The 22468-nt window shown below is 62.5% G+C and carries 20 protein-coding genes; 15 read left to right on the forward strand and 5 right to left on the reverse strand.

Annotated features, from left to right (window positions below):
* Positions 1 to 237, forward strand: a complete 237-nt coding sequence (locus IEG05_RS00400) for a hypothetical protein (protein ID WP_191121562.1) — start codon at positions 1 to 3, stop codon at positions 235 to 237.
* On the forward strand, positions 234 to 1442 hold the full coding sequence (locus IEG05_RS23165; protein WP_224742618.1) for a DUF6447 family protein: 1209 nt from the start codon (positions 234 to 236) through the stop codon (positions 1440 to 1442). The genes IEG05_RS00400 and IEG05_RS23165 overlap by 4 nt, the downstream gene beginning before the upstream one ends.
* 768 nt (positions 1443 to 2210) lie before the next feature.
* On the opposite strand, the gene IEG05_RS00410 is transcribed toward IEG05_RS23165, so the two are convergent.
* The 3 genes from IEG05_RS00410 to IEG05_RS00420 form a co-directional block, all read right to left on the reverse strand.
* Positions 2211 to 2987 carry a SapC family protein gene (locus IEG05_RS00410; RefSeq protein ID WP_191121439.1) on the reverse strand — a complete coding sequence of 259 codons (777 nt, stop codon included), beginning with the start codon at positions 2985 to 2987 and terminating at the stop codon, positions 2211 to 2213.
* Positions 2988 to 3528: 541 nt separating this feature from the next.
* Entirely contained in the window at positions 3529 to 4701 is a 1173-nt protein-coding gene (locus IEG05_RS00415) for a glycosyltransferase family 4 protein (RefSeq protein ID WP_042921072.1), read from the reverse strand.
* Between the two features lie 272 nt (positions 4702 to 4973).
* A complete protein-coding gene (locus IEG05_RS00420) occupies positions 4974 to 5933 on the reverse strand; it encodes a GDP-mannose 4,6-dehydratase (RefSeq protein ID WP_042921074.1) in 960 nt (319 codons plus the stop codon).
* 418 nt (positions 5934 to 6351) lie between these two features.
* Here IEG05_RS00420 and IEG05_RS00425 point away from each other — a divergent pair, with 418 nt between their 5' ends.
* Positions 6352 to 7770 carry a mannose-1-phosphate guanylyltransferase/mannose-6-phosphate isomerase gene (locus tag IEG05_RS00425; protein ID WP_191121440.1) on the forward strand — a complete coding sequence of 473 codons (1419 nt, stop codon included), beginning with the start codon at positions 6352 to 6354 and terminating at the stop codon, positions 7768 to 7770.
* 66 nt (positions 7771 to 7836) lie between these two features.
* Here the strand turns inward: IEG05_RS00425 and IEG05_RS00430 are convergent, their stop codons facing one another.
* Positions 7837 to 8151: a hypothetical protein gene (locus tag IEG05_RS00430; protein WP_042921066.1), complete on the reverse strand. Its 315-nt coding sequence runs from the start codon at positions 8149 to 8151 to the stop codon at positions 7837 to 7839.
* Positions 8152 to 8397: 246 nt separating this feature from the next.
* On the opposite strand from IEG05_RS00430, the gene IEG05_RS00435 reads away from it, so the two are divergent.
* The 3 genes from IEG05_RS00435 to IEG05_RS00445 all read left to right on the forward strand — a co-directional run bounded on the left by IEG05_RS00435 (position 8398) and on the right by IEG05_RS00445 (position 12454).
* Positions 8398 to 9363, forward strand: coding sequence for an NAD-dependent epimerase/dehydratase family protein (locus tag IEG05_RS00435; protein WP_080583086.1), 966 nt, complete (start codon positions 8398 to 8400; stop codon positions 9361 to 9363).
* A complete protein-coding gene (locus IEG05_RS00440; RefSeq protein ID WP_191121441.1) occupies positions 9360 to 10391 on the forward strand; it encodes an MraY family glycosyltransferase in 1032 nt (343 codons plus the stop codon). Before IEG05_RS00435 ends, IEG05_RS00440 begins: the two co-directional genes overlap by 4 nt.
* A gap of 74 nt (positions 10392 to 10465) precedes the next feature.
* Complete coding sequence (locus tag IEG05_RS00445) at positions 10466 to 12454, forward strand: polysaccharide biosynthesis protein (protein ID WP_014818921.1); 1989 nt, start codon at positions 10466 to 10468, stop codon at positions 12452 to 12454.
* 7 nt (positions 12455 to 12461) lie between these two features.
* Here IEG05_RS00445 and IEG05_RS00450 read toward each other — a convergent pair whose 3' ends face one another.
* Positions 12462 to 13199 (reverse strand): RsiV family protein, encoded by a 738-nt coding sequence (locus IEG05_RS00450; protein ID WP_023444888.1) that lies wholly within the window; start codon positions 13197 to 13199, stop codon positions 12462 to 12464.
* A gap of 216 nt (positions 13200 to 13415) precedes the next feature.
* Here IEG05_RS00450 and IEG05_RS00455 point away from each other — a divergent pair, with 216 nt between their 5' ends.
* The 9 genes from IEG05_RS00455 (at position 13416) to parC (ending at position 22365) form a co-directional block, all read left to right on the forward strand.
* Entirely contained in the window at positions 13416 to 14033 is a 618-nt protein-coding gene (locus tag IEG05_RS00455; RefSeq protein WP_191121442.1) for an NUDIX domain-containing protein, read from the forward strand.
* Positions 14030 to 14476 (forward strand): DUF1249 domain-containing protein, encoded by a 447-nt coding sequence (locus IEG05_RS00460; RefSeq protein WP_191121443.1) that lies wholly within the window; start codon positions 14030 to 14032, stop codon positions 14474 to 14476. The genes IEG05_RS00455 and IEG05_RS00460 overlap by 4 nt, the downstream gene beginning before the upstream one ends.
* Before the next feature lie 152 nt (positions 14477 to 14628).
* Positions 14629 to 15441 carry a 3',5'-cyclic-AMP phosphodiesterase gene (cpdA, locus tag IEG05_RS00465; protein WP_191121444.1) on the forward strand — a complete coding sequence of 271 codons (813 nt, stop codon included), beginning with the start codon at positions 14629 to 14631 and terminating at the stop codon, positions 15439 to 15441.
* A gap of 137 nt (positions 15442 to 15578) precedes the next feature.
* Positions 15579 to 16184: a YqiA/YcfP family alpha/beta fold hydrolase gene (locus IEG05_RS00470; RefSeq protein ID WP_191121445.1), complete on the forward strand. Its 606-nt coding sequence runs from the start codon at positions 15579 to 15581 to the stop codon at positions 16182 to 16184.
* Between the two features lie 152 nt (positions 16185 to 16336).
* Entirely contained in the window at positions 16337 to 18223 is a 1887-nt protein-coding gene (gene parE / locus IEG05_RS00475) for a DNA topoisomerase IV subunit B (protein WP_191121446.1), read from the forward strand.
* A complete protein-coding gene (locus tag IEG05_RS00480) occupies positions 18220 to 19203 on the forward strand; it encodes an esterase-like activity of phytase family protein (RefSeq protein ID WP_191121447.1) in 984 nt (327 codons plus the stop codon). The genes parE and IEG05_RS00480 overlap by 4 nt, the downstream gene beginning before the upstream one ends.
* A complete protein-coding gene (locus IEG05_RS00485) occupies positions 19200 to 19733 on the forward strand; it encodes a TIGR02281 family clan AA aspartic protease (protein WP_191121448.1) in 534 nt (177 codons plus the stop codon). The genes IEG05_RS00480 and IEG05_RS00485 overlap by 4 nt, the downstream gene beginning before the upstream one ends.
* Positions 19730 to 20113: a bleomycin resistance protein gene (locus IEG05_RS00490; protein WP_191121449.1), complete on the forward strand. Its 384-nt coding sequence runs from the start codon at positions 19730 to 19732 to the stop codon at positions 20111 to 20113. Before IEG05_RS00485 ends, IEG05_RS00490 begins: the two co-directional genes overlap by 4 nt.
* On the forward strand, positions 20113 to 22365 hold the full coding sequence (gene parC / locus IEG05_RS00495; RefSeq protein WP_045667037.1) for a DNA topoisomerase IV subunit A: 2253 nt from the start codon (positions 20113 to 20115) through the stop codon (positions 22363 to 22365). Before IEG05_RS00490 ends, parC begins: the two co-directional genes overlap by 1 nt.
* Positions 22366 to 22468: the final 103 nt, after the last annotated feature.

Below are 22468 nucleotides of genomic sequence, written 5' to 3' on the forward strand. Positions count from 1 at the left end.
ATGACTTCCGTACCCAATCTCAACGAGTTGACACCTGAACAGCTGCGCGCCTTGGCCGCGCAGTTGCTGTCGCAAGTCGACACGATGGGCAAAAAGATCCTCCGCGATGAAGTCGTCATCGAACAACTCGCCCACTGCGTGGGCCCCCCTGGCACTTCGCTTGCGGAACGTTTTTTTGCACAGCGCATTCGGCTAAAGTGCCTTCATAAAATCACAAGTCTTTTACCTATCGCATGAGCAGCCCCATCGCTCCAGGCGCGGTTGGCGAGCTTGGTGCCGGGCTCCACGCCGGCATTTGGTCCGCGCCGCTGCTACCTAATGAACCCCGTATTTGTCAGCCTGCCGCCCAGGCGCTGCTGACGGAGCGGTACTTGCTGCCCGTCCTTGCCGAGCTGGAAGCCTGCTTGCTGGCCATTCGCTTGCAACTGGACCCTGAGCTTGAGCGCATGCAGCCGGTGAAGTTGGGCAAGCCCTATCCGCTGGGGCAGTGCCTGGAAATCGCCGAAGCCGTGCAGAAACGGCTGCGCACGGTGGATGAAACCAGCCTGCCGGCGAATGCGGCCATTGGCTTGCGGGCTTTACGAGCGTTCCTGCGTGCGGGCGGTGCCCTCCGGCAGGTCTGGGGCGACCTGCGTGGCCAGTATTTCCAGAATGCATTTCAGCTGGGCACGCTGTACGTCGATGTGGCCAACGACACGGTAACGACCAGCAAGCCCAAGGTGGAAATCCTGCCCTTTGACCAGGCGCAGTTCATCCCCATTCGGGACTTCCGGCACTTCGGCGAGATTGCCCGTCGCTATTGGGGCGATACCGTCTACCCCAACCACGTGCTGCCCGTGCTGGCACCCCATTGTCCGCTGATCCTCGTCAGCAGGACCGGGCGCATCCAGCTGCATGAGGCTACCCAGTACATGCTTGCGATGACGCGTGCGAAGGCCTTCGCGCCCAGCGAAGAGGTGTTGCGCGATGCGCCGATGCCGGCGGCGTTGTTCGAGCGCGTTTGCGTTGCCTTGCAAGGCGCCGGGCATACCCTGCCTCGCAGCTCCGACCACGGGCGCAAGCTCGCACTGCAGCACTGCCGCCAACAGCGCGCCAAGCGCTGGCATCATGAGCCCGGGCGGGTGGCTCACGTTATCCAGGACGTAACACAGGTGAACCGGCATCTTGTGCGCGGGCACCGTGAAAATTTCTCTGAAAAGCCATCGGAACAGGACGGATCCATGCCCATCATCAAGATCGACAATATTGACTATGATCTCGACAGCCTGTCGGACGAAGCCCGGGCGCAACTGCAGAGCATTCAGTTCGTGGATCAGGAGCTTGCCCGTTTGCAGGCGCATGTGGCTGCGCTGCAGACAGCGAGGAATGCCTATGTGAGTGCGCTAAGGGCTGCGCTTCCGGTGGCAGGGGCTGGCAACGGGGAGCTCATCAAATCCTCATGATGACAGAGTGCGCTTGCATTCCCTCGAGCAGGCGGCTGAATTGGATTGGACAGATATCATTCGGTTCACCTCGGCGACCTCAACGATACTCTTGAGGGCTGAGTTATTGGATTGATACCGAGGAGGTTCGCATCGTTGTAGCTGACGGATCGTAGAACTCTACGGCACGCTAGCGGCTGCGCAGTTCGAGGCTGTAGGGCACATCTGCCGGCTTGGTCGGCACTGCAGGTGCCGGAGCGTTCGTCTACGACAACGGTGTTGCTGAGGGAAACTCACCCAGTGGCCACTTCAGCCCTTTGGCTAGAAGGTGACAGATCTCCACGAAACCATGACGAAAGCACGTCTGGCGCCTTTCTGATCCGAAGTAGAACAACAGCAAACGACGCTCGCTTTGCCGTCCGAGCGCAGTCCTCCCGGCCGCTTCATCGGCCGCTGTTCCCATGCGGCAGGCACGGCCAGCGATCCCAATAGCGACGATCCACCTTGGTCAGCCTTGTTGATGCTGCCTTGTATCGCTGCGTATGCGGTGGCGCGCGTGCTCCGAGATGCCTGAATGGCCAACGCTTTGACTGCAGATCGGCTGGATAACCGAGCGCATCAAGGCGTCGGCCTAGCTTTTTACTGTCGAGGTCGGCAGAAGGCTCGTCGACCTGATTAGCTGCCAGGCTGCTTATGGCCTTACTTGTACGGGGCGCGTCGACAAAGTGCCTGTGTCGCTCCGCGTGGCAGTATCAGGTGCGAACCTTCAGAGGTGCCGTGTGGCGCGATTCAGCTCAGATTGCCAAAGCTGAAGGTTTCGCTCTGGCTTCCGAAGTTGGCGCCATTATCCGGAGCGGTAGGCGCTGCAGTACTACGAGCCGTTACCAGGTTGGCGAGTTCGCCAAGGTGCTGCATGGACAGCAGCTGGCAGTAGGCAACAACCAGCGCGCCGGCGTTCCGCAATTCGGCAAGGGCTTCCGCCGGCAGGGCATTCAAGGCGCCTTCGTCGACCTGAAAAAGCCCTTCCACGCGTTGCTCGCCCGACTCGCTTTGGATGGTTAGGGGCCACGGGCGGATCAGGTCGAATTTCTGCAGCGCCGCAGTTGGTGTTTCGGCGGCCTGCTTGCTCACATGGGTTTGTTGGAGAAAGGACAGGACTTCGCTGATCGCCTCGCTGGGTTGACCTTCATCGTCGAAAAAACGCTCTCCGACGGCGTCATCGCTGATCAGACCGCTACTCTCATCCACGCACATGACCAGTTGGTCATCTTCTGCCTTTAGCAGCTGGAAGGGGTAGCTGCGATAGGCGGCCGGGACATAGCGCCCCAACCATTGCCCGGTGGGCGATACCAGCAGATTCTGACCCGTCTGCAGGCCCATCAGGGCTGCCGGAACGAAGCGGTCATGCTGCGCGATGAAGGTGATCGGTAGCGCCATGGCCGCTTTGGGGAGTTCTGCCAGCGCCAGAAGGGCCAGCGCATCTGTTGCGGCAAACGCGTAGGACGAGTACCGCTGCCAGTATCGGTTGCCGTGGTGCTGTCTCGAGACAGGTAAGTGAGAAGACATCTGGAACTCTCCATTGGTGCGAGTGACAGGCGCTCAGGCTGGCCGGAGCGAACGCCGGGTGGCGCCCCGCCTATGCTAGGGTTTGATTCGTCGCTTGGCCAACTTGGTGTTGGGGCTTCGCCTGCTCGGCACTCATGAATCGGCCCCGGTCCCCATGTGACTGTGCGAGATTGCGCCAACCCGGCAAGCCTCCGGTTTGTCGGGCAATAAGTAGGCGTCGATAAAGAGGGCGTCGCAGTTCAGCAAGCGGTGAAGTTCAGTGCCTTGGCCGAATGCGGAACCGTGAAGGTTGGGGCCTGATACTCAGTGCTGCCAAGGACTTGACCGCTGCTGAACTAGTCTTGGCCTTCGCCAATGTTGCCAAGGGCATTGCTTTCATTTTTAGACGGTAACGATCAGCAAGCTTCCGGCGTTGACCCACTGGCTTGCGTTCCGAAGATATCGTTGTCCTTGATGTTGACGCCGCTGCCCATGGCCATTTCGATGGCATCAGGATCTGGCCCTGGTCCGCACCGGTGCGGAACACCTGACGCTTTCCCCCTCAGGCGCTGATATGACGGTAAACACGCAAGGTCTGCTCGGTGCAGCGCGCCCAGGAAAAGGACCGCGCCCGCTCAAGTCCCGCCGCAGCAAGTGCATCGCGGGCGTCGTTGTGTTCCAGCAGCCATTGCAGGTGCGTAGCGAGTTGCTCCACGGATCCGCGCTCGACAAGCAAGGCGCTGTCGCCGGTTATTTCGTTCATGGAGGTGTTCTGGGTGCAGATCACCGGTACACCGCTGCTCATGGCTTCCAGCACGGGTAGGCCAAAGCCTTCGTAATGTGATGGGTAGACGAACGCCTGCGCGCCGGCATATAGGGCCGGAAGGATATTGGCCGGCACGAAGTTCAGGTGGCGCAGGCCGCGTGTCTGCTGCAAGTGGGCGATACGTGCCAATATATCGGCGTTGCCCCATCCGGGAGCCCCGGCAAGTACCAGAGGGAAAGCTTCGGTAAGCGCCGACGGCAGGCTGCTCCAGGCGTCAAGGAGTGTATCGAGACCTTTGCGAGGCTCCAGCGTACCAACGAACAGGAGGTACTGCCCGTGGTGTAGTTTGAGACCGCTCAGTGCTTCCCATGTCTGCTGCGCATCCGATGGGGCGTAACAGGGCGCGGCTCCCAGATGAATAGTGTGTACGCGCTGCTCATCCACACCATATAAGTTGATCAGTTCCTTGCGGATGTATTCGGAGTCGGTAATCAGCGCATCCGCCCGCGCCAGCGTTTTCGGCAATTCTCGGCTTAGCCATTCGACGCGTTTGGCCGGGTGAAACTGAGGATAGTGGATAAAGGACAAGTCGTGAATGGTGGCGACACATGGCCCTTTATGGGCCCGCAGAATGAAGCTCGGTTCGTGATAAGTGAAGTCTCGTAGTCGGGCTGACTGTAGTCGTAGCAGATTGTTTCGTAGCGCTTCGCGCGCTCGATAGGCCAGTCCCGAATTACGTAGCAGGCGAAGCAGGCGGCTTTGCGGAGGGTGTGATTGCGCGCTATCCGATCTCGTGTGGGCATGGCACTCCTGCAGCGTTTGTGTGGCCGAGGCGAAGTGGTGTCCGGAAAAGCACTCGATACTTTCAAGCGCCTGGGTCTCGACGAGCTGCTCCAGAAGGTTTTTTGTATAGGTGCCAATACCCGTGAGGGGGGGCAGCAGCGATTCGGTGTTGATCAGGAGCTTCATTAGTGACCTTATTTGGGGCCGTGTCGTATAGCGAGGCCTGCGAAGGTTGGGCGGCAGGTGTTCTGTCTGCATAAGCCTGAATCGCAGGCATGCCTACATGCGATATCCGTGGGATGACCTGCGCCTGCAGGATGCAACGTCCGTAGGAGCAGCTCTTGGCCGCGAACGGGGCCGTCCTGATGGTCGGGCATTGGTGCGTTTGAAATGTCGCCGTTTTAAGGCTGAATACTGTCTGTCGAGGTGGATAGCGAATGGGCTTGCGTGAGCAGGAATCATTGGGCAGCGGCTGTCTCGGCTCGCCAGTAGTCGAGCAGTTCCTTCAGGGTTTCAGTTAGCCCTTTAGTGGGTTTCCAACCCAGAGCCTGGCGCAGGCGTTGGCTATCCCCCGCTGCGTATGGGATGTCCGAAGCGCGCATCCGCGCCGGGTCCTGTTCGAGCCTGATTCTGGCGCTGCTCATTTGAAGCATAATCTCCAGCACTTGGGCGATCTTGTGGGTTTGGCCTGAAGAAATATTGAAGCAGCGTTGATGCTCGCTGGCGCTATCGGCAAATGTCAGCAGCAGTTCGTATGCCCGGCAGACATCGCTCACGTCAAGAAAATCACGGCTGGCTTGCAGGTTGCCTACTTTCAACACCGGCTCCTGCTTGCCCGCTTCGATCAGGGCGATCTGGCGAGCGAACGAGGCTGTCACGAACTCAGGCGACTGATGTGCGCCGATATGATTGAACGGTCGCGCCACCACTCCACGGGTTCCGCGGCGGAAATATTCATTGAAGGCCGTTTCGGCGGCGAGCTTGCTTGCGGCATACGGGTTCTGCGGCAGGCAGGGGACGTTCTCGTCAAGCGGGATGTTCTGCTTGAAGGCCGCGCCGTAAACGTCTGCCGAACTGACAAATAGAATGAAGCACTCTGGAGCGAATTTGCGCATGGCTTCTAGCACGTTGATGCTTCCCATCACGTTGGTCTGCCATGTGAGTTGTGGCGCCTCGAAACTTTTTGGAATATAGGTGATTGCTGCGAGGTGCACGATTCGGGTCGGGGAGGTGTCACGGATGACCTGGGCAACGTGCTCGGCTTCGCGAATGTCGCAGCTGACCGTTTCGTTGGCAAAGGGGGCGGGCTGGTCCGTCTTCGACGAAACGGCAATGACATGCTGCCCGGAGTGTTGGAGCGTTCTGCAGAGCTGTCGCCCAACGAAACCGTTGGCGCCTGTAATTAACGTGCGTTGCATGATTTTCTCTCCCGGCTCTTGAACGCGGAAAACTAGTTTACAGAGCGTGTAGAAGGGGTGCGAGGAGGTGAGCTCTCTACCTTGTTGGCTGAAGAATAGCCCGCGAACTCTAATGGCCGTCACGGGCATGGCCCGTTCCTACAAAGAGCAGGCAGGCCGCGCGCCCCGTCGGAGCGGGCCGTGGCCGCGAACAAATGCCCGTTCAATGTCGCGGTTCCGTTCGTGGCCGGGACTTGCTTACGGATATTGGATCTGCCTTGCACACCAGAGCGGTCCACTCCTGCGAACAAAGTCCGCATCGGATCGCGCCCTTGAAGGACATAGCCCGTTCCCACAAAAGCAAGCAGGCAGCGTTGCATCATCGCGGGAGCGATTCGATAATGCTTGGCTTTGCCATTGATGGCTTCAGGGAGTTTTTATGTTCACGCCCGTCATCCTCGCTGGCGGCAGCGGCTCACGCCTTTGGCCATTGTCGCGCCAGCGTTTTCCCAAGCAGTTTCTGGAGCTTGACAGCCAGGCGAAAGGGACTATGTTCCAGCGTACGTTAGCCAGGCTGGACGGATTGGAATACGCATTGCCACTGGTGGTGAGCAATGAAGAACTCCGTTTTGTCGTGGCTGAACAGTTGCGTTTGGCCAAGCGCGCTAGCCGGCGCATTGTCCTCGAACCCGTGGCGCGCAATACGGCCCCGGCCATCGCGCTGGCGGCGCTCGATGCGTGCCGCGACGGGGATGATCCGGTGCTGCTGGTGCTGGCGGCTGACCATTACATCCGTGATGAGGACACTTTCCGTGAAGCCGTGCGGATTGCGGAGACCCAGGCCCGCGATGGGCGTCTGGTGACTTTCGGCATCAGGCCGACTCAGGCGGAAACCGGATTCGGCTATATCCAGTGCGGTGACACGCTGGGGGTCGGTGGTTTTGCCATTTCCAGTTTCAAGGAAAAGCCATCTGCCGAGCTGGCGCAGGAATATCTGACCGCGGGCAACTACCTTTGGAACAGCGGCATGTTCATGTTTCGTGCTTCGCGCTTTCTGGCGGAACTGGAGCGCTTTCGCCCTGACATTGTGACTGCCTGCCGTGATGCGCTGGCGGCCTCCGAGGAAGACAGTCATTTCCTGCATATCCCCGCCGAGCAGTTCGCGCGCTGTGATGACGAGTCGGTGGATTATGCGGTGATGGAGCATACCGATGCTGGTGTAGTGGTACCGCTGGACGCCGGCTGGAACGATCTGGGCAGCTGGGCGGCAATCTGGGATGTCAGCGGGCGCAACGCCGATGGCAATGGCTTGCTGGGCGATGTGTTGACGTTCGACACGCGCAATTCGTTGCTGCAGTCGCATCACCGGCTGGTTGCAGCCGTGGGTGTCGAGGATCTGATAGTCGTCGAAACCAAGGATGCCGTGCTGGTGGCGCATCGCGACAACTGTCAGCAGGTCAAGCAGGTGGTTCAGAAGCTCCAGGCTGAGGGGCGCGAGGAGTTCGCCGGCCATCCACTGGTAAGCCGTCCGTGGGGCCATTACGACACGGTCGACAAGGGTGAGCGCTATCAGGTCAAGCGCATCACCGTGCTGCCCGGTGAGTGCCTGTCATTACAGTTGCATTATCACCGCGCCGAGCACTGGATCGTCGTATCCGGAACTGCCAAGGTCGTATGTGGCGACAAGGAAATGATTCTTTCGGAGAATCAGTCGACCTATATCCCACTGGGTATCAAGCACTCGTTGTCGAATCCAGGCAAGGTGCCGCTGGAGCTTATCGAGGTGCAGTCCGGCGCGTATCTGGGTGAGGATGACATCGTTCGCTTCGAGGACCGCTACGGGCGTGCGCGGTCCTAACTGGCAGGTGCCTGCAACGCTGGCGATGCGCTGACCCCCAGCGTTACCTAACGCATCATTTCAAGCTCAGGCTTCGTCACTATTCCAGAGTCGTAAGCTCAACTCCGTTTGGTCGATGGCCTGCGACAGATGGTGAAGGCACAGCTCGATTGCCTGGTTGCGTTGCTGCTCGTTATCCCACTCGATCTTCGACAGGGTTTCGATAGCGTCGAGGTCGTCGTTTTCGCTGACCAGCATGCCATGGCGAACCAGAAAGGTCTGGCCGTTGAGAGAGAGGCGAACCGGGTCCCGTCCTTCCAGCGATGCGCCTGCGGCGAGTAACGCGTCGATGTGCGCGCGAAGCGAGTGGAGGTGGCGTCTGTCGGCAGAGTCATCAGTCATGGGCATTCTTCCGGTAAGGAGTGCGCTGGAACGATCTCGGTTTGCTCAAGTGGCGCAATGATATCAGTTTGGCGCGTGATTTCGTCGCATCTCGCCGCGGCGCGCGACAGACGGACTCGCCGTCTTGGAGGGTGATCTGCCGGCCGTTCGATGTTTCGCGGCTTTGCCCGACACGTGCGAGCGAGAGTGCGTAGAATTGCCGCCTGGCAGTCAGGGATGGCTGCGTATGGCAGAGAGACGCTGAGCTTGAAGAGAAAGATTCTAGTAACCGGAGGAACCGGCTTCGTGGGGGGCGCGCTGCTGCAGCGCCTGGTCGCCTGTCCGGACGTGCAGGCTCTCGCCTGGGCGCGCCGTGTGGATTCGCTATGGCCTGCTGGCGTGGTTCCCGTGCCCGTTTCGTTCAGCCGCACCTTTGCCGCGGGTTCGCCGGTCGAAAATGTCGATACGGTCATTCACTGCGCGGCGCGGGTCCATGTCATGCAGGACGAGGCCGCGGATCCGCTGGCGGAGTTTCGCAAGATCAATGTGGACGCCACGCTCGAGCTGGCACGCAGCGCCGTGGCGGCGGGCGCGCGGCGGTTCATCTTCATCAGTTCGATCAAGGTCAACGGCGAGTCGACGCCGGCTGGCAGGCCCTTCACGGCCGATGACCTGCCGCAGGCGGCCGATCCCTATGCGCTATCCAAGCTCGAGGCCGAGCAGGGGTTGCGGGCGCTCGCCCGGGAGACGGGGCTGGAGATCGTTATCGTTCGCGCGCCGCTGGTGTATGGCCCCGGCGTGAAGGGCAATTTCCGCAGCATGATGGACTGGCTGATGAGGGGCATCCCGTTGCCGCTCGGTGCCGTTGAGAACAAGCGAAGCCTGGTCGCCCTGGACAACCTCGTCGACCTCCTGTGCACCTGCATCGATCACCCGGCCGCTGCCGGCGAGACCTTGCTCGCCAGTGACGGCGAGGACCTCGCGACCCCGGATCTGCTTCGGCGTCTGGGTGCGGCGCTGGATACGCCGGTGCGCTTGCTGCCGGTCCCCGGGGGGCAACTGGAGTTCCTCGCCCGGATGCTCGGCAAGCGCGCCGCCTTCGACCGGCTGTGTGGTTCACTTCAGGTCGACATCGGCAAGACCCGCTCACTGCTGAGTTGGGCGCCGCCCGTCGGTGTGGATGATGCGCTGCGCGCAACTGCGGCGGACTATATCCGGCGGCGGCAAGTATGAGCTGGGCGCTCTTCCTGCTCGCGACCTTGGCCGCTTTCGGTCTGACCGGGCTGTTGCGCCGCTATGCCTTGCAGCGCAGCCTGCTGGATAAGCCCAATGCACGCAGCTCGCATACGGTTGCAACCCCTCGCGGGGGAGGCATGGCGTTTGTCCTGGTGTTTCTTTCGCTGCTGCTGGCGCTGTGGCTTTGCGCCGGGCTCGAAAGTGACCTGATGATCGCCCTGCTGGGGGCCGGTGGTGGCGTCGCCGCCCTCGGCTTTGCCGACGACCATGGCCATATCGCAGCACGCTGGCGCTTGCTGGGTCATTTCGTGGCGGCCGCCTGGTCACTGTTCTGGCTGGGCGGGCTACCGCCAGTGGTTCTGTTTGGGGTGCCGTTCGACCTAGGTTGGGTGGGGCACGTGCTGGCCGCTGTTTTCCTGGTCTGGTTGCTCAATCTCTACAACTTCATGGATGGCATCGATGGCATAGCGGCGGTGCAGGCCATCTGTGCCGGTGGCGGGGCCGTGCTCTGCTACGCTGCCGTGGATGCGGGTGCGTTCACCCTGATGGCTGGGGGCGCGAGCGAGCTGCTGTTGACCTGCGCGGTGCTGGGGTTTCTGTTCTGGAACTTCCCGCGGGCGCGCATATTCATGGGCGATGTGGGAAGCGGCTTTCTCGGCATCGTGATCGGCATTCTTGTGCTGCAGGCCACCTGGCAGCATCCGCAGCTGCTGTGGAGCTGGCTGATTTTGCTCGGCGTGTTCATCGTCGACGCAACTTTCACCTTGCTCCGTCGTCTTTTGCGGGGCGAAGCTGTCTATCAGGCTCATCGCAGCCATGCGTATCAGGCTGCGGCGCGGCGCTTTAGCCGCCATGCGCCGGTGACGATTGCGGTTGGACTGATCAACCTGGGTTGGCTTCTGCCCTGGGCGGCGGGGGTGGCCTTGGGCGGAGTCGACGGTGCGACGGCCATGCTGATCGCCTATGTGCCCTTGTTGTGCCTCTGCCTTTGGCTTGGCGCCGGTGCGGCTGAGACGGCCAGATGATGGCGTTGCGAGGTGGCGATTTGCACATGCGCGGTTTTGGGACGAATGACGTTGACGGTAGGGGAATGAAATGAATGTTGCGTGATCGCCTACTGGGCCTGCCCCGACGGTACAAGCGCCTGCTGCAGGTGCTGGCCGATGTCATCTTGGTATGGATCTCGTTGTGGCTGGCGTTCGTGGTGCGGCTGGGCTCGTTCGGCCCGATCGAGCCGCTCGGAGGGCATGCCTGGTTGTTCGCCCTGGCCCCGGTGCTGGCTATTCCGCTGTTCATCCGCATCGGCATGTACCGAGCGGTGATGCGCTATCTCGGCAACGATGCGCTGATCACCATTGCCAAGGCGGTGACGTTTTCTTCGCTGCTGCTGGCGCTGGCGATCTACTGGTATCGCGATGCGCCAGCGCTGGTGCCGCGCTCGCTGGTATTCAACTACTGGTGGATCAGCCTGATGCTGCTCGGCGGGCTGCGCCTGTTGTTGCGACAGTACGTGCTGGGTGACTGGTACGCCGGCATGCTGGCCGTCCCGTTCGGACGTGACGACGGCCTGACGCGTGTAGCCATCTACGGCGCGGGCGCGGCCGGCAATCAGCTGGCGGCGGCGTTACGAATGGGGCGTGCCATGCGTCCGGTTGCCTTCATCGACGACGATGGCGACTTGGCCAATCGGGTCATTGCCGGGCTCAAGGTGTACAAGCCCAGGCATATCGATCAGATGATCGGAGACACGGGGGCTAGCGAAGTGTTGCTGGCGATTCCATCCGCCAGCCGGGCGCGGCGTCGGGAGATTCTTGCCGATCTGGAGCGATATCCGCTGCACGTCCGGTCGGTACCCGGGTTCATGGATCTCGCAAGCGGCCGGGTGAAGGTGGAAGATCTCCAAGAGGTCGATATCGCCGACCTGCTTGGGCGCGACAGCGTCGCCCCGGACGAGAGGCTGCTGGCACACTGCATACAGGGCAAGGTCGTGCTGGTCACTGGCGCGGGGGGGTCGATCGGCTCCGAGCTCAGTCGCCAGATCCTGCGGCTGTCGCCAACGGTGCTGCTTCTGCTTGACCACAGTGAATACAACCTGTACGCCATCCACGCCGAGCTCGAGCAGCAGGTCGGTGAGCGGGCGCTTCAGCTGGAGCTGATCCCCATCCTGGGCTCGGTCGGCAATGCCGATCGGCTGCTCGACGTGATGCGCACCTGGGGCGTCGATAGCGTCTATCACGCTGCGGCCTACAAGCATGTGCCAATGGTCGAGCACAACGTCGCCGAAGGCGTGATGAACAACGTGATCGGCACGCTCAACTGTGCGCAGGCGGCGATTCAGGCGGGTGTTTCTCACTTCGTATTGATTTCGACCGACAAGGCGGTGCGCCCGACGAATGTCATGGGCAGCACCAAGCGCCTCGCGGAAATGGCCCTGCAGGCCCTGAGCAGCGAAACGGCGCCAGTGCTGTATGGGCAGGCGGGCGTCAACCATGTGAACCGGACACGCTTCACCATGGTCAGGTTCGGCAATGTGCTGGGGTCGTCCGGCTCGGTGATACCGCTGTTTCGCGAACAAATTCGCCGGGGTGGGCCTGTCACTGTCACCCATCCCAAGATCACCCGTTATTTCATGACCATCCCCGAGGCTGCCCAGCTGGTGCTACAGGCAGGCTCAATGGGGCAGGGCGGGGACGTGTTCGTGCTCGACATGGGCTCTCCGGTGCAAATCGTCGAGCTTGCCGAGAAGATGATTCACCTGTCGGGACTATCCGTGCGCTCCGAAAGCAATCCTGCCGGCGACATTGCCATACAGTTCACCGGCCTGCGGCCGGGCGAGAAGCTTTACGAGGAGTTGCTGATTGGCGACAACGTCACCCCGACCCAGCATCCGATGATCATGTCGGCGAACGAAGCCTGCCTGCCATGGGCCGAGTTCTGCGATGTGCTGGACAGACTCCTGCAGGGGCTGGACCGTGACGACTTCGAGCAGGTTAGGCTGGTCATGCGTGCCACGGTCGATGGCTACTCGCCACGCGAGGAGATCGTCGATTGGATCCACCGGCGGCGGGCACGAGTGCCGCCGACGTAGGGCTCGGTCAGAGATATTTCGCTTTTAAGATGCCTTCGAGTTGTTCATGGGGAATGAACAGTTCAGGGTGCCCGCTCGAGTACGGCGCGATGCTATACACGTCGTACTTGAGCAACACGCTGTCTTTCAGCAGTGCAATGTTGGCGGTCTGCTGGAAGGGCCAGAAGTCGAGGAACTCGGCGTCCTGGGCGTGGCCGTTCTCCACCAGCCAGCGTTGATGGGCCTGGCGCGCGACGCGCCAGAAGCTGCCTTCCTGTCCCGGAATCAGCAGGTCTTCCAGGCGCAGCTCGCGGTTCTGCTCGCGATCATAGTTGATGAAGCCACGCCCGGGCATGCCGTGGGCGCCGCCGACGTACAGATAGCTGGACAGCTCGACGATCAGGATGTCGCCGTGCTGCTCGCGCAGCTTGGCTTGCAGGTAGCTGCTCCAGCCCGGCTCGGCAGCGCGCAGAAACTGTTGCTGGTAACGCTCGAGCGAATCGGGCAGGCGATCATCCGGACCATTGATGGTCATCCGACGCAGGCGCGCGTCGATCAGGCTGTTCAGTTCGGGTTCATCGGCGAAGGTCAGGGTGTCGATGTTCACCAGCGGGCAGTCTTCGCCCTGGCAGCCCTGCGGGCGCTGCTCGGTGAGGTTCTGGCGCACCTCCACCGGACGTTCGGAGGAGAGGTGCTGGCAGCCGCTCAGCAGCACGACAAGGCTGCCCAAGAGGATCAGAGTGCGGATGGAGGCGGTTCGATTCATGGTTGGTCCAGACATGGCAGTGCGCTTTCGATTGCCGAAGACAGCTGAAGTTCGTGCGGCGCTGCAGGTGGAGCTTTCTTCGGCTACGGTGGTCTGCAAAGGGCTGCGCCAGCGACGATGCCGCGTTAGGATGGCGACGAAGCCGCTCACGTTGTGACGGTTGCAGTCGCCCGCCGTCACTTACGGCGCGGTTCAAACCGATATGAGTAGTACCCGATGAGCGAAACCTTCAAGCCCGGTCCGGATGATGTCCAGATCCTCCGACGAGAGCAATGCTTCAGCGGTTTTTACCGGCTGGAGCGCCTGCACCTGCGTCACCGCCAGTTCAGCGGCGCCATGGGCGCGGAGTTGAGTCGCGAGCTGTTCGTGCGGCATGACGCCGTGTGCGTGCTGCCCTATGATCCGCGGCGCGATCGGGTGGTGCTGATCGAGCAGTTTCGCGTCGGGGCGCTGGGCAAGGTCGACAATCCCTGGCTGATCGAACTGGTCGCCGGGCTGATCGACAAGGACGAGGCGCCCGACGCGGTGGCCCGGCGCGAGGCGATCGAAGAAGCCGGGCTGGAGCTGGGCGAGCTGTGGTCGATCACGCGGTACTTTCCGTCTCCGGGCGGCAGCGATGAACAGGTGCATCTCTACATCGGCCGCTGCGACAGCGAAGGCGCGCAAGGCGTCTTCGGTCTGGCCGAGGAAGGCGAGGATATTCGCGTGCATGTCTGGCCGCTACAGCAGGCACTCCGCGCGGTCAACGAGGGTCGTATCGACAACGCGGCCAGCATCATTGCACTGCAGTGGCTGGCCTTGAATCGCGAGCAGGTGCGGGGGGCGTGGACATGAGAAAGACGCGCGAGCGATACCGAGTCGACCTGCTCGAACTGCAGTCGGCCTGCGAGGCCAATTACCTGCGCCTGATGCGGCTGCTGCCGGGCATGCGCAACGGCTGCGAAGCGCGCCGCATCGCAATCAGTCAGGGCGACATGCTGCTCGGTGTGCTGGTGCTCGAGGTGCTGGAGAGCTGCCCTTACACCACGACCTTGCAGGTCAGTCAGGAGAACTGTCTGACCTGGTTGCCGGTGCCGAAGATGGAGGTGCGGGTATACCACGATGTGCGAATGGCCGAAGTCATCCGCGCCGAGAATGCGCGGCGTTTCCGCGGCATCTATCACTACCCCAACGCGCAGATGCACCAGCCGGACGAGAAGAACCAGCTCAATCTGTTCCTCGGCGAATGGCTGGGCCACTGCCTGGCCTGCGGACACGAGCTGGAGCCGGTGCTCTGACCCCTTGCGTCCAGTCTTGATGGGCTGATACTGCGTGTGATTCGCCCTGGATGCGCTGCGCCGTTCTGTGACCCAAGCCCGCATCCTGAGGTTTACCCCCCCGCCGGGCACCTACCATAATTCCGTTGCGATTTAGCTCAAGGAGAAGGGCATTGCCTGGTGCGTCCCTGACTGTTGAAGATTCGGTTCTGCTGGTGCAGCTCACCGACAGCCATCTGTTTGCCGAAGCGGACGGCAAGCTGCTGGGTATGAATACCTGTGACAGCTTGGAACGGGTGGTCGAGCTGGCCATCGACGAGCAGCCACGCATCGACCTGATCCTCGCCACCGGCGATCTCTCGCAGGACGGCTCGGTGGCATCCTATCAGCGGTTCCGGCGGCTCGCCGAGCGCATCGAAGCGCCGGCGCGCTGGTGCCCGGGGAACCACGACGAGCTGGCCGCGATGCGTGAGGCCTGTCGTGGCAGTGCGCTGATGGAACCGGTGCTGGAGATCGCTGGCTGGCGGGTAGTCATGCTCGATACGCTGGTGGCGGGCTCGGTGTTCGGCATGCTGCGCAACGATCAGCTGGAGCTGCTTGAGCGTGCGCTGAGCGAGGCGCCGGACCATCACCACCTGATCTGCCTGCACCATCATCCGGTATCCATCGGCAGCCGCTGGATGGACACCATCGGGCTGCGCAATCCTGACGCTCTGTTTGAGGTGTTGGATCGTCATAGCAACGTGCGTGCACTGCTCTGGGGCCATATCCACCAGGAGTTCGATAGCTGGCGCAACGACGTACGCCTGCTGGCGTCGCCATCGACCGGCGTGCAGTTCGCCCCGCAGAGCGAAGACTTTCAGGTCGACAGCGTGGCGCCGGGTTATCGCTGGCTGCGGCTGTACACCGATGGACAGCTGGAGACGGGCGTTTCCCGGGTCAGCGGTATCGAGTTCGAGATCGACTACAGCGTCAAGGGCTATTGACGCGGCCCGGCGCCCAGTGACACGCGCTGGCGGCAGTTGGCAGGAGATACCCCAAGCCCGCCCCATCATGCCGCCAGTCTGCTTGCAGACGGCGGCATGTGCCTTGTAGCCTTGCGGTTTTCCTACGAACTGTATCCATGTCCAGCTATTCGCCTTCGATTCTCTATATCCACGGTCTCAACAGCTCGCCGGTCTCGCAGAAGGCCAGCCAGTTGTCGGCTGCGCTGGAGACGCTGGGTATGGCCGAACGCTTGCGGGTCCCCGCGTTGCATCATCATCCGCGTCAGGCCATCGCTCAGCTCGAAGCTTGCTTGGGCGAGCTCGGCCGACCGCTGCTGGTCGGCAGCTCGCTTGGCGGCTACTATGCGACGCACCTCGCCGAGCGCCATGGCCTCAAGGCATTGCTCATCAATCCGGCCGTGACACCGCACCGCCGGTTCGACGGTTATCTCGGGCCGCAGACCAACCTGTACAGCGGGGAAGTCTGGGACCTCACCGAAGATCATGTGACCGCCTTGGCGGAACTGGAAACCTCGCCACCGCAGGATGCCGAGCGCTATCAGGTCTGGCTGCAGACAGGCGATGAAACGCTGGATTACCGTGACGCCGCACAGTTCTACCGTGGCTGTGCACTGCGCATTCAGGACGGTGGCGACCATGGCTTCCAGGGGTTTGCCGAGCGTCTGCCGGCGCTGCTGGCCTTTGCCGGCTTCGAGCCGCAGGCATGGCTTGATCGGCTCTGAAAGGTTGCTGATGCGCGGCGCAACGTTCGTGCGGCCGGTCAGCGGCAGGGTGGTTTCGCGAACCCGGACTGGCCATTTCATTCCGGCGTTGCGCAGACTTTCGCTGCCCGCAAGGGCTGATTCATTCAGAACATAAGGACAGTGCCAGACAGATGTCTTATACCGCAGAAGCCATCGAGGTTCTTTCCGGCCTCGACCCGGTGCGCAAGCGCCCGGGCATGTACACCGACACCTCGCGGCCCAACCACTTGGCCCAGGAAGTCATCGACAACAGCGTCGACGAAGCCCTCGCCGGCCATGCCCGCTCGGTTCAGGTGATCCTGCATCAAGACAATTCGCTGGAAGTGATCGACGACGGCCGTGGCATGCCGGTGGATATTCACCCGGAAGAGGGCGTGCCGGGCGTCGAGCTGATCCTCACCAAGCTCCACGCCGGCGGCAAGTTCTCCAACAAGAACTACCAATTCTCCGGCGGTCTGCACGGGGTCGGCATCTCGGTGGTCAATGCCTTGTCGACTCGGGTCGAGGTGACCGTCAAGCGCGACGGCAACGAATACCGCATGAGCTTCGCCGACGGCTTCAAGGCCACCGACCTGGAAGTCATCGGCAGCGTCGGCAAGCGCAACACCGGTACCAGCGTGCGTTTCTGGGCCGATCCGAAATACTTCGATTCCCCCAAATTCTCCATCAGCCGCCTCAAGCATGTGCTCAAGGCGAAGGCCGTGCTCTGTCCGGGGCTGAGCGTCAGCTTCGAAGACAAGGGCAGCGGCGAGAAAGTCGAGTGGCACTACGAGGACGGCCTGCGTTCGTATCTGGTCGACTCGGTCAGCGATTACCTGCGCCTGCCCGACGAGCCCTTTGTCGGAGCCCTGGCTGGCAACACCGAGGCGGTGGACTGGGCGCTGCTGTGGTTGCCGGAAGGTGGCGAGAGTGTCCAGGAGAGCTACGTCAATCTGATTCCAACGGCCCAGGGCGGTACCCATGTCAACGGTCTGCGGCAGGGCCTGCTGGATGCCATGCGCGAGTTCTGCGAGTTCCGCAACCTGCTGCCGCGCGGGCTGAAGCTGGCGCCGGAAGACATCTGGGAGCGCATCGCCTTCGTCCTCTCGATGAAGATGCAGGAGCCACAGTTCTCCGGGCAGACCAAGGAGCGCCTGTCGTCCCGCGAAGCCGCCGCCTTCGTCTCCGGTGTGGTCAAGGATGCCTTCAGCCTCTGGCTCAATGCCCACCCGGAGCTGGGCATGCAACTGGCCGAGCTGGCGATCAGCAACGCCGGGCGCCGCCTCAAGGCCGGCAAGAAGGTCGAACGCAAGAAGATCACTCAGGGCCCGGCGCTGCCGGGCAAGCTGGCCGACTGCGCCGGGCAGGATCCGATGCGCGCCGAGCTGTTCCTGGTCGAGGGTGACTCGGCCGGCGGCTCGGCCAAGCAGGCGCGGGACAAGGAGTTCCAGGCGATCATGCCGCTGCGCGGCAAGATACTTAACACTTGGGAGGTCGACGGCGGCGAAGTGCTGGCCAGCCAGGAAGTACACGACATCGCCGTCGCCATCGGCGTCGATCCGGGCGCGGCCGATCTGGGCCAGCTGCGTTACGGCAAAATCTGCATCCTCGCCGACGCCGACTCCGACGGCCTGCACATCGCCACGTTGCTCTGCGCCCTGTTCGTTCAGCATTTCCGCCCTTTGGTCGAGGCCGGCCATGTCTATGTCGCCATGCCGCCGCTGTATCGCATTGACCTGGGCAAGGACATCTTCTACGCGCTGGACGAGGCCGAGCGCGACGGCATCCTCGAGCGCCTGGTCGCCGAGAAGCGCCGCGGCAAGCCTCAGGTCACCCGCTTCAAGGGCCTCGGTGAGATGAATCCGCCGCAACTGCGCGAGACCACCATGGACCCCAACACGCGTCGACTGGTACAGCTGACCCTGGATGATTTCGAGGGCACCCGCGAGATCATGGACATGCTGCTGGCCAAGAAGCGCGCCGGCGACCGCAAGAGCTGGCTCGAGTCCAAGGGCAATCTCGCCGAGGTGCTGGTTTGATTCGCCGTTGGCTGGCTGCGCTGAGTCTGGCTTCGGCACCGCTCTGGGCCAGCGAGCCGGCGCCCGAACTGAAACTGCTCGGAGAGCACCCTGTGGCCGGAATGGCCGGTGGCAACCTGTCTGGAATGGCCTGGTGCGGCGATGCCTTGTGGGCCGTTTCCGATCGCGAGGACGATGTTCTCTATCGTCTGGATACCAGCGTCTCGCCCTGGCAGGCCGAGCCTGAGCGTTTCGAGGCGGGCCCACCGCCGGACAGCAGCTTGCCCTGGGGCATGCGCATGCGCGCCTGGGCCAGCGGCCAGGTGCGGGGTGGTCAGCTGGATTTCGAAGGCCTGAGCTGTGACAGCCTGGGTAATCGCTATGTGGTCAGCGAGGCTCATGCCGGTGTGCTGCGGGTCAGCCCGGCGGGTACGGCGGAATGGCTGCGCCTGCCCGATACGTTGGTACGACAGGCGCGGGCCAGCGGCATGCTCTGGCACTTCAACGCGCTGTTCGAAGGGATCGCGGTCGATCCGAAGGCTGAGCGCATGTGGCTGGCGGCCGAACGCGAGCGCCGCGGTCTTCTGGTGCTGCATCGCCAGCAGAGCAGCTGGCAGTGCACGGGCGGCTGCGTGCTGATGGCCGAGGGGGGCGATCAGCTGCCGCCCGCTGCGCTGGGCGATGCGCCGCTGCCAAAGAGCTTCTCGGCGGTGGCGTTCTTCGCCGACAAGCTTTTCGTGCTCGAGCCCTCGGCCTACCGCGTCTGTCGTCGCAGCCCCGCCACTGGCGCGGTGGAGCGTTGCTGGTCATTCGCCGAGGAGGCCTTGACCGAGGAACGCCGCTACGCTGAGCCCTTTGGCAACGCCGAGGCGCTGTGGGTCGATGCCGAAGGTGCGTGGATCGGGGTCGACAATAACGGCAAGGCCCGTAGTGATGGCGAAAAGCACCCGATTGTATGGCGTTTTGCCGCGCCTGATGGCGGCTGGGGTGCGAAGCCGTGAGCCAGACCGCCGGGCGGCGCGCCGGGCGCGTGATGCTGGTGCTCGCCTGGGGCGTCGGGCTGTTCCTGGCCACCCGTTTTTTCGCTGCTTGGGAAGAGGACCGGTTCAACCCCAATCGGCAGCCGGTTTCCCAGCTGCAGGGCGAGCAGATCGAAGTGCAGCTGGCCGGCAACGTGCAAGGCCATTTCGTTGCCAGCGGGCGGATCAATGGTGAGCCGGTCACCTTTCTGCTCGATACCGGTGCCACCGATGTCGCGGTGCCGGCCGAGCTGGCCGAACGGCTGAGACTGGAGCGTGGCGCACCGGTGATGCTGCATACCGCCAATGGCCAGACCACCGGCTATCGCACCGTGCTGTCGAGCCTTGATCTTGGTGACATCCGCCTGCACGACGTGCGTGCCATCGTCGCCCCCGGCTTTCGCAGCGAACAGGTGCTGCTCGGTATGAGCGCACTGAAACAGCTTGAATTCACCCAGCGTGCTGGCACCCTGGTGCTGCGTCAGCAACTGCCTCGGGGGCAAGGCCGATGAGGGCGCTCATACAGTCCACGGTACCTGTCCTGGCTTCGTTGAATCTCGATGAAAGCCGCGGCTTCTACACGACCTATCTGAGTTTCCAGGTCGTGCTGCAGGCCACTGACTACCTGATCGTGGAGCGCGACGGTGCGCAGCTGCATTTCTGGCTTTGCACGGAGCGCCACGTTGCCGAGAACACCTCCTGCTACATACGTACCGGCGATTGCCAGGCGCTGTACCGGGAGTTCTGTCAGCGTGGCCTGGTCCTGGACGCGCCCGTTATGCAGCCCTGGGGCATGCAAGAACTTTATGTCATCGACGCCCACGGCAACTTGCTCAAGTTCGGCGAGCAAGCAGTCGTGAGTCATCCATCCTTTGCTGAAGAAAACTGCTGATGAGCGAATCCCTCGACCTGAGCCTGGACGGCGTGGAGCGTCGCTCCCTCGCCGATTTCACCGAGCAGGCCTACCTCAACTACTCCATGTACGTGATCATGGATCGCGCACTGCCGCATATTGGCGACGGCCTGAAGCCGGTGCAGCGGCGCATCATCTATGCCATGAGCGAACTCGGCCTGGGCGCCGACGCCAAGCACAAGAAGTCCGCACGTACCGTCGGTGACGTGCTCGGCAAGTTTCATCCGCATGGCGACAGTGCCTGCTACGAAGCCATGGTGCTGATGGCGCAGCCGTTCAGCTATCGCTACACGCTGGTCGATGGTCAGGGCAACTGGGGCGCGCCGGATGATCCCAAGTCCTTCGCCGCCATGCGTTACACCGAGGCCCGGCTGTCGCGTTATTCCGAGGTGCTGCTCAGCGAGCTGGGGCAGGGTACGGTGGAGTGGGTGCCGAACTTCGATGGCACCCTCGACGAGCCGGCGACGCTACCGGCGCGCCTGCCCAACCTTTTGCTCAACGGCACCACCGGCATCGCCGTGGGCATGGCCACCGATGTGCCGCCGCACAACCTGCGTGAAGTGGCGAGCGCCTGCATACGTCTGCTCGACGAGCCGAGCGCCAGTGTCGAGCAGCTCTGCGAGCATGTGCTGGGGCCGGATTTTCCGACCGAGGCGGAGATCATCACGCCGCGTGCGGACCTGCTGAAGATCTATGAGACAGGTCGAGGTTCCGTTCGCATGCGGGCCGTCTACCGTGTCGAAGACGGCGATGTCGTGGTCACCGCGCTGCCGCACCAGGTGTCCGGCTCCAAGGTGCTCGAGCAGATCGCCGGGCAGATGCAGGCCAAGAAGCTGCCGATGGTCGCCGACCTGCGCGATGAGTCGGATCATGAGAACCCCTGTCGCATCGTCATCATCCCGCGCTCCAACCGGGTCGATGTCGAAGCGCTGATGCAGCACCTGTTCGCCACCACCGATCTGGAGTCCAGCTACCGGGTCAACACCAACGTGATCGGGCTCGATGGTCGCCCACAGGTGAAGAACCTGCGCACTCTGCTCAGCGAGTGGTTGACCTATCGCATCGGCACCGTGCGCCGTCGCCTGCAGTTCCGCCTGGACAAGGTCGAGAGGCGTCTGCACCTGTTGGAAGGCTTGCTGGTGGCCTTCCTCAATCTGGATGAAGTGATCCACATCATCCGTACCGAAGATCAGCCCAAACCGGTGCTGATGGCGCGCTTCGAGCTCTCCGAGCTGCAGGCCGACTACATCCTCGACACCCGCCTGCGTCAGCTGGCGCGGCTGGAAGAGATGAAGATCCGCGGCGAGCAGGACGAGCTGGCCAAGGAGCGCGAGAAGCTGCTGGCGCTGCTGGGTAGTGAAACCAAGCTGAAGAAACTGGTTCGCAAGGAGCTGATCGAGGACGCGGAAACCTACGGCGACGATCGCCGCTCGCCGATCGTCGAGCGTGCCGAGGCGCGGGCGTTGTCGGAAAACGAGCTGCTGCCGTCCGAGCCGGTGACCGTGGTGATCTCCGATAAAGGCTGGGCGCGCTGCGCCAAGGGCCACGATGTCGATGCCAGCGGGCTGTCCTACAAGGCCGGGGATGGCTTCAAGGCAGCTGCGGCCGGGCGCTCGAACCAATATGCGGTGTTCATCGACTCAACTGGGCGCAGCTATTCGCTGGCGGCGCACTCGCTGCCTTCGGCGCGAGGCCAGGGCGAGCCGCTCACCGGCCGGCTGACGCCACCGCCGGGCGCGAGTTTCGAATGCGTGATGCTGCCCGATGATGAGGCGCTCTACGTGATTGCCTCGGACGCAGGCTACGGTTTCGTGGTCAAGGGCGAAGATCTGCAGGCCAAGAACAAGGCGGGCAAGGCGCTGCTCTCGTTGCCGAAAGGCGCCAAGGTCGTCGCGCCGCGGCCGCTGGCCAGTCGCGAGGAGGATTGGCTGGCTGCAGTGACGACCGAGGGCCGTCTACTGGTGTTCCCGGTGCGGGATCTGCCGCAGCTGGGCAAGGGCAAGGGCAACAAGATCATCGGCATCCCCGGCGAGCGGGTCGCGAGCCGCGAGGAGTATCTGGTCGATCTCGCTGTGTTGCCGACCGGAGCGACACTGGTGTTGCAGGCGGGCAAGCGCACGCTGTCGCTCAAGGCCGAGGATCTGGAGCACTACAAAGGCGAGCGTGGCAGGCGCGGCAACAAGCTGCCACGAGGCTTCCAACGCGTCGAAGGCTTGCTGGTCGAAGCATGACCAAACGTATTGGCGCTGGAATCGAAGGCCGCTTTCACGGAAGATAGCGGCCTTTCCAGCCTGCGGCATGTTGCCCGGTGCTTTCTTTCGCGTCGGCGGAGTC

Source organism: Stutzerimonas kunmingensis (genome assembly GCF_014764705.1).
Taxonomy (GTDB): domain Bacteria; phylum Pseudomonadota; class Gammaproteobacteria; order Pseudomonadales; family Pseudomonadaceae; genus Stutzerimonas.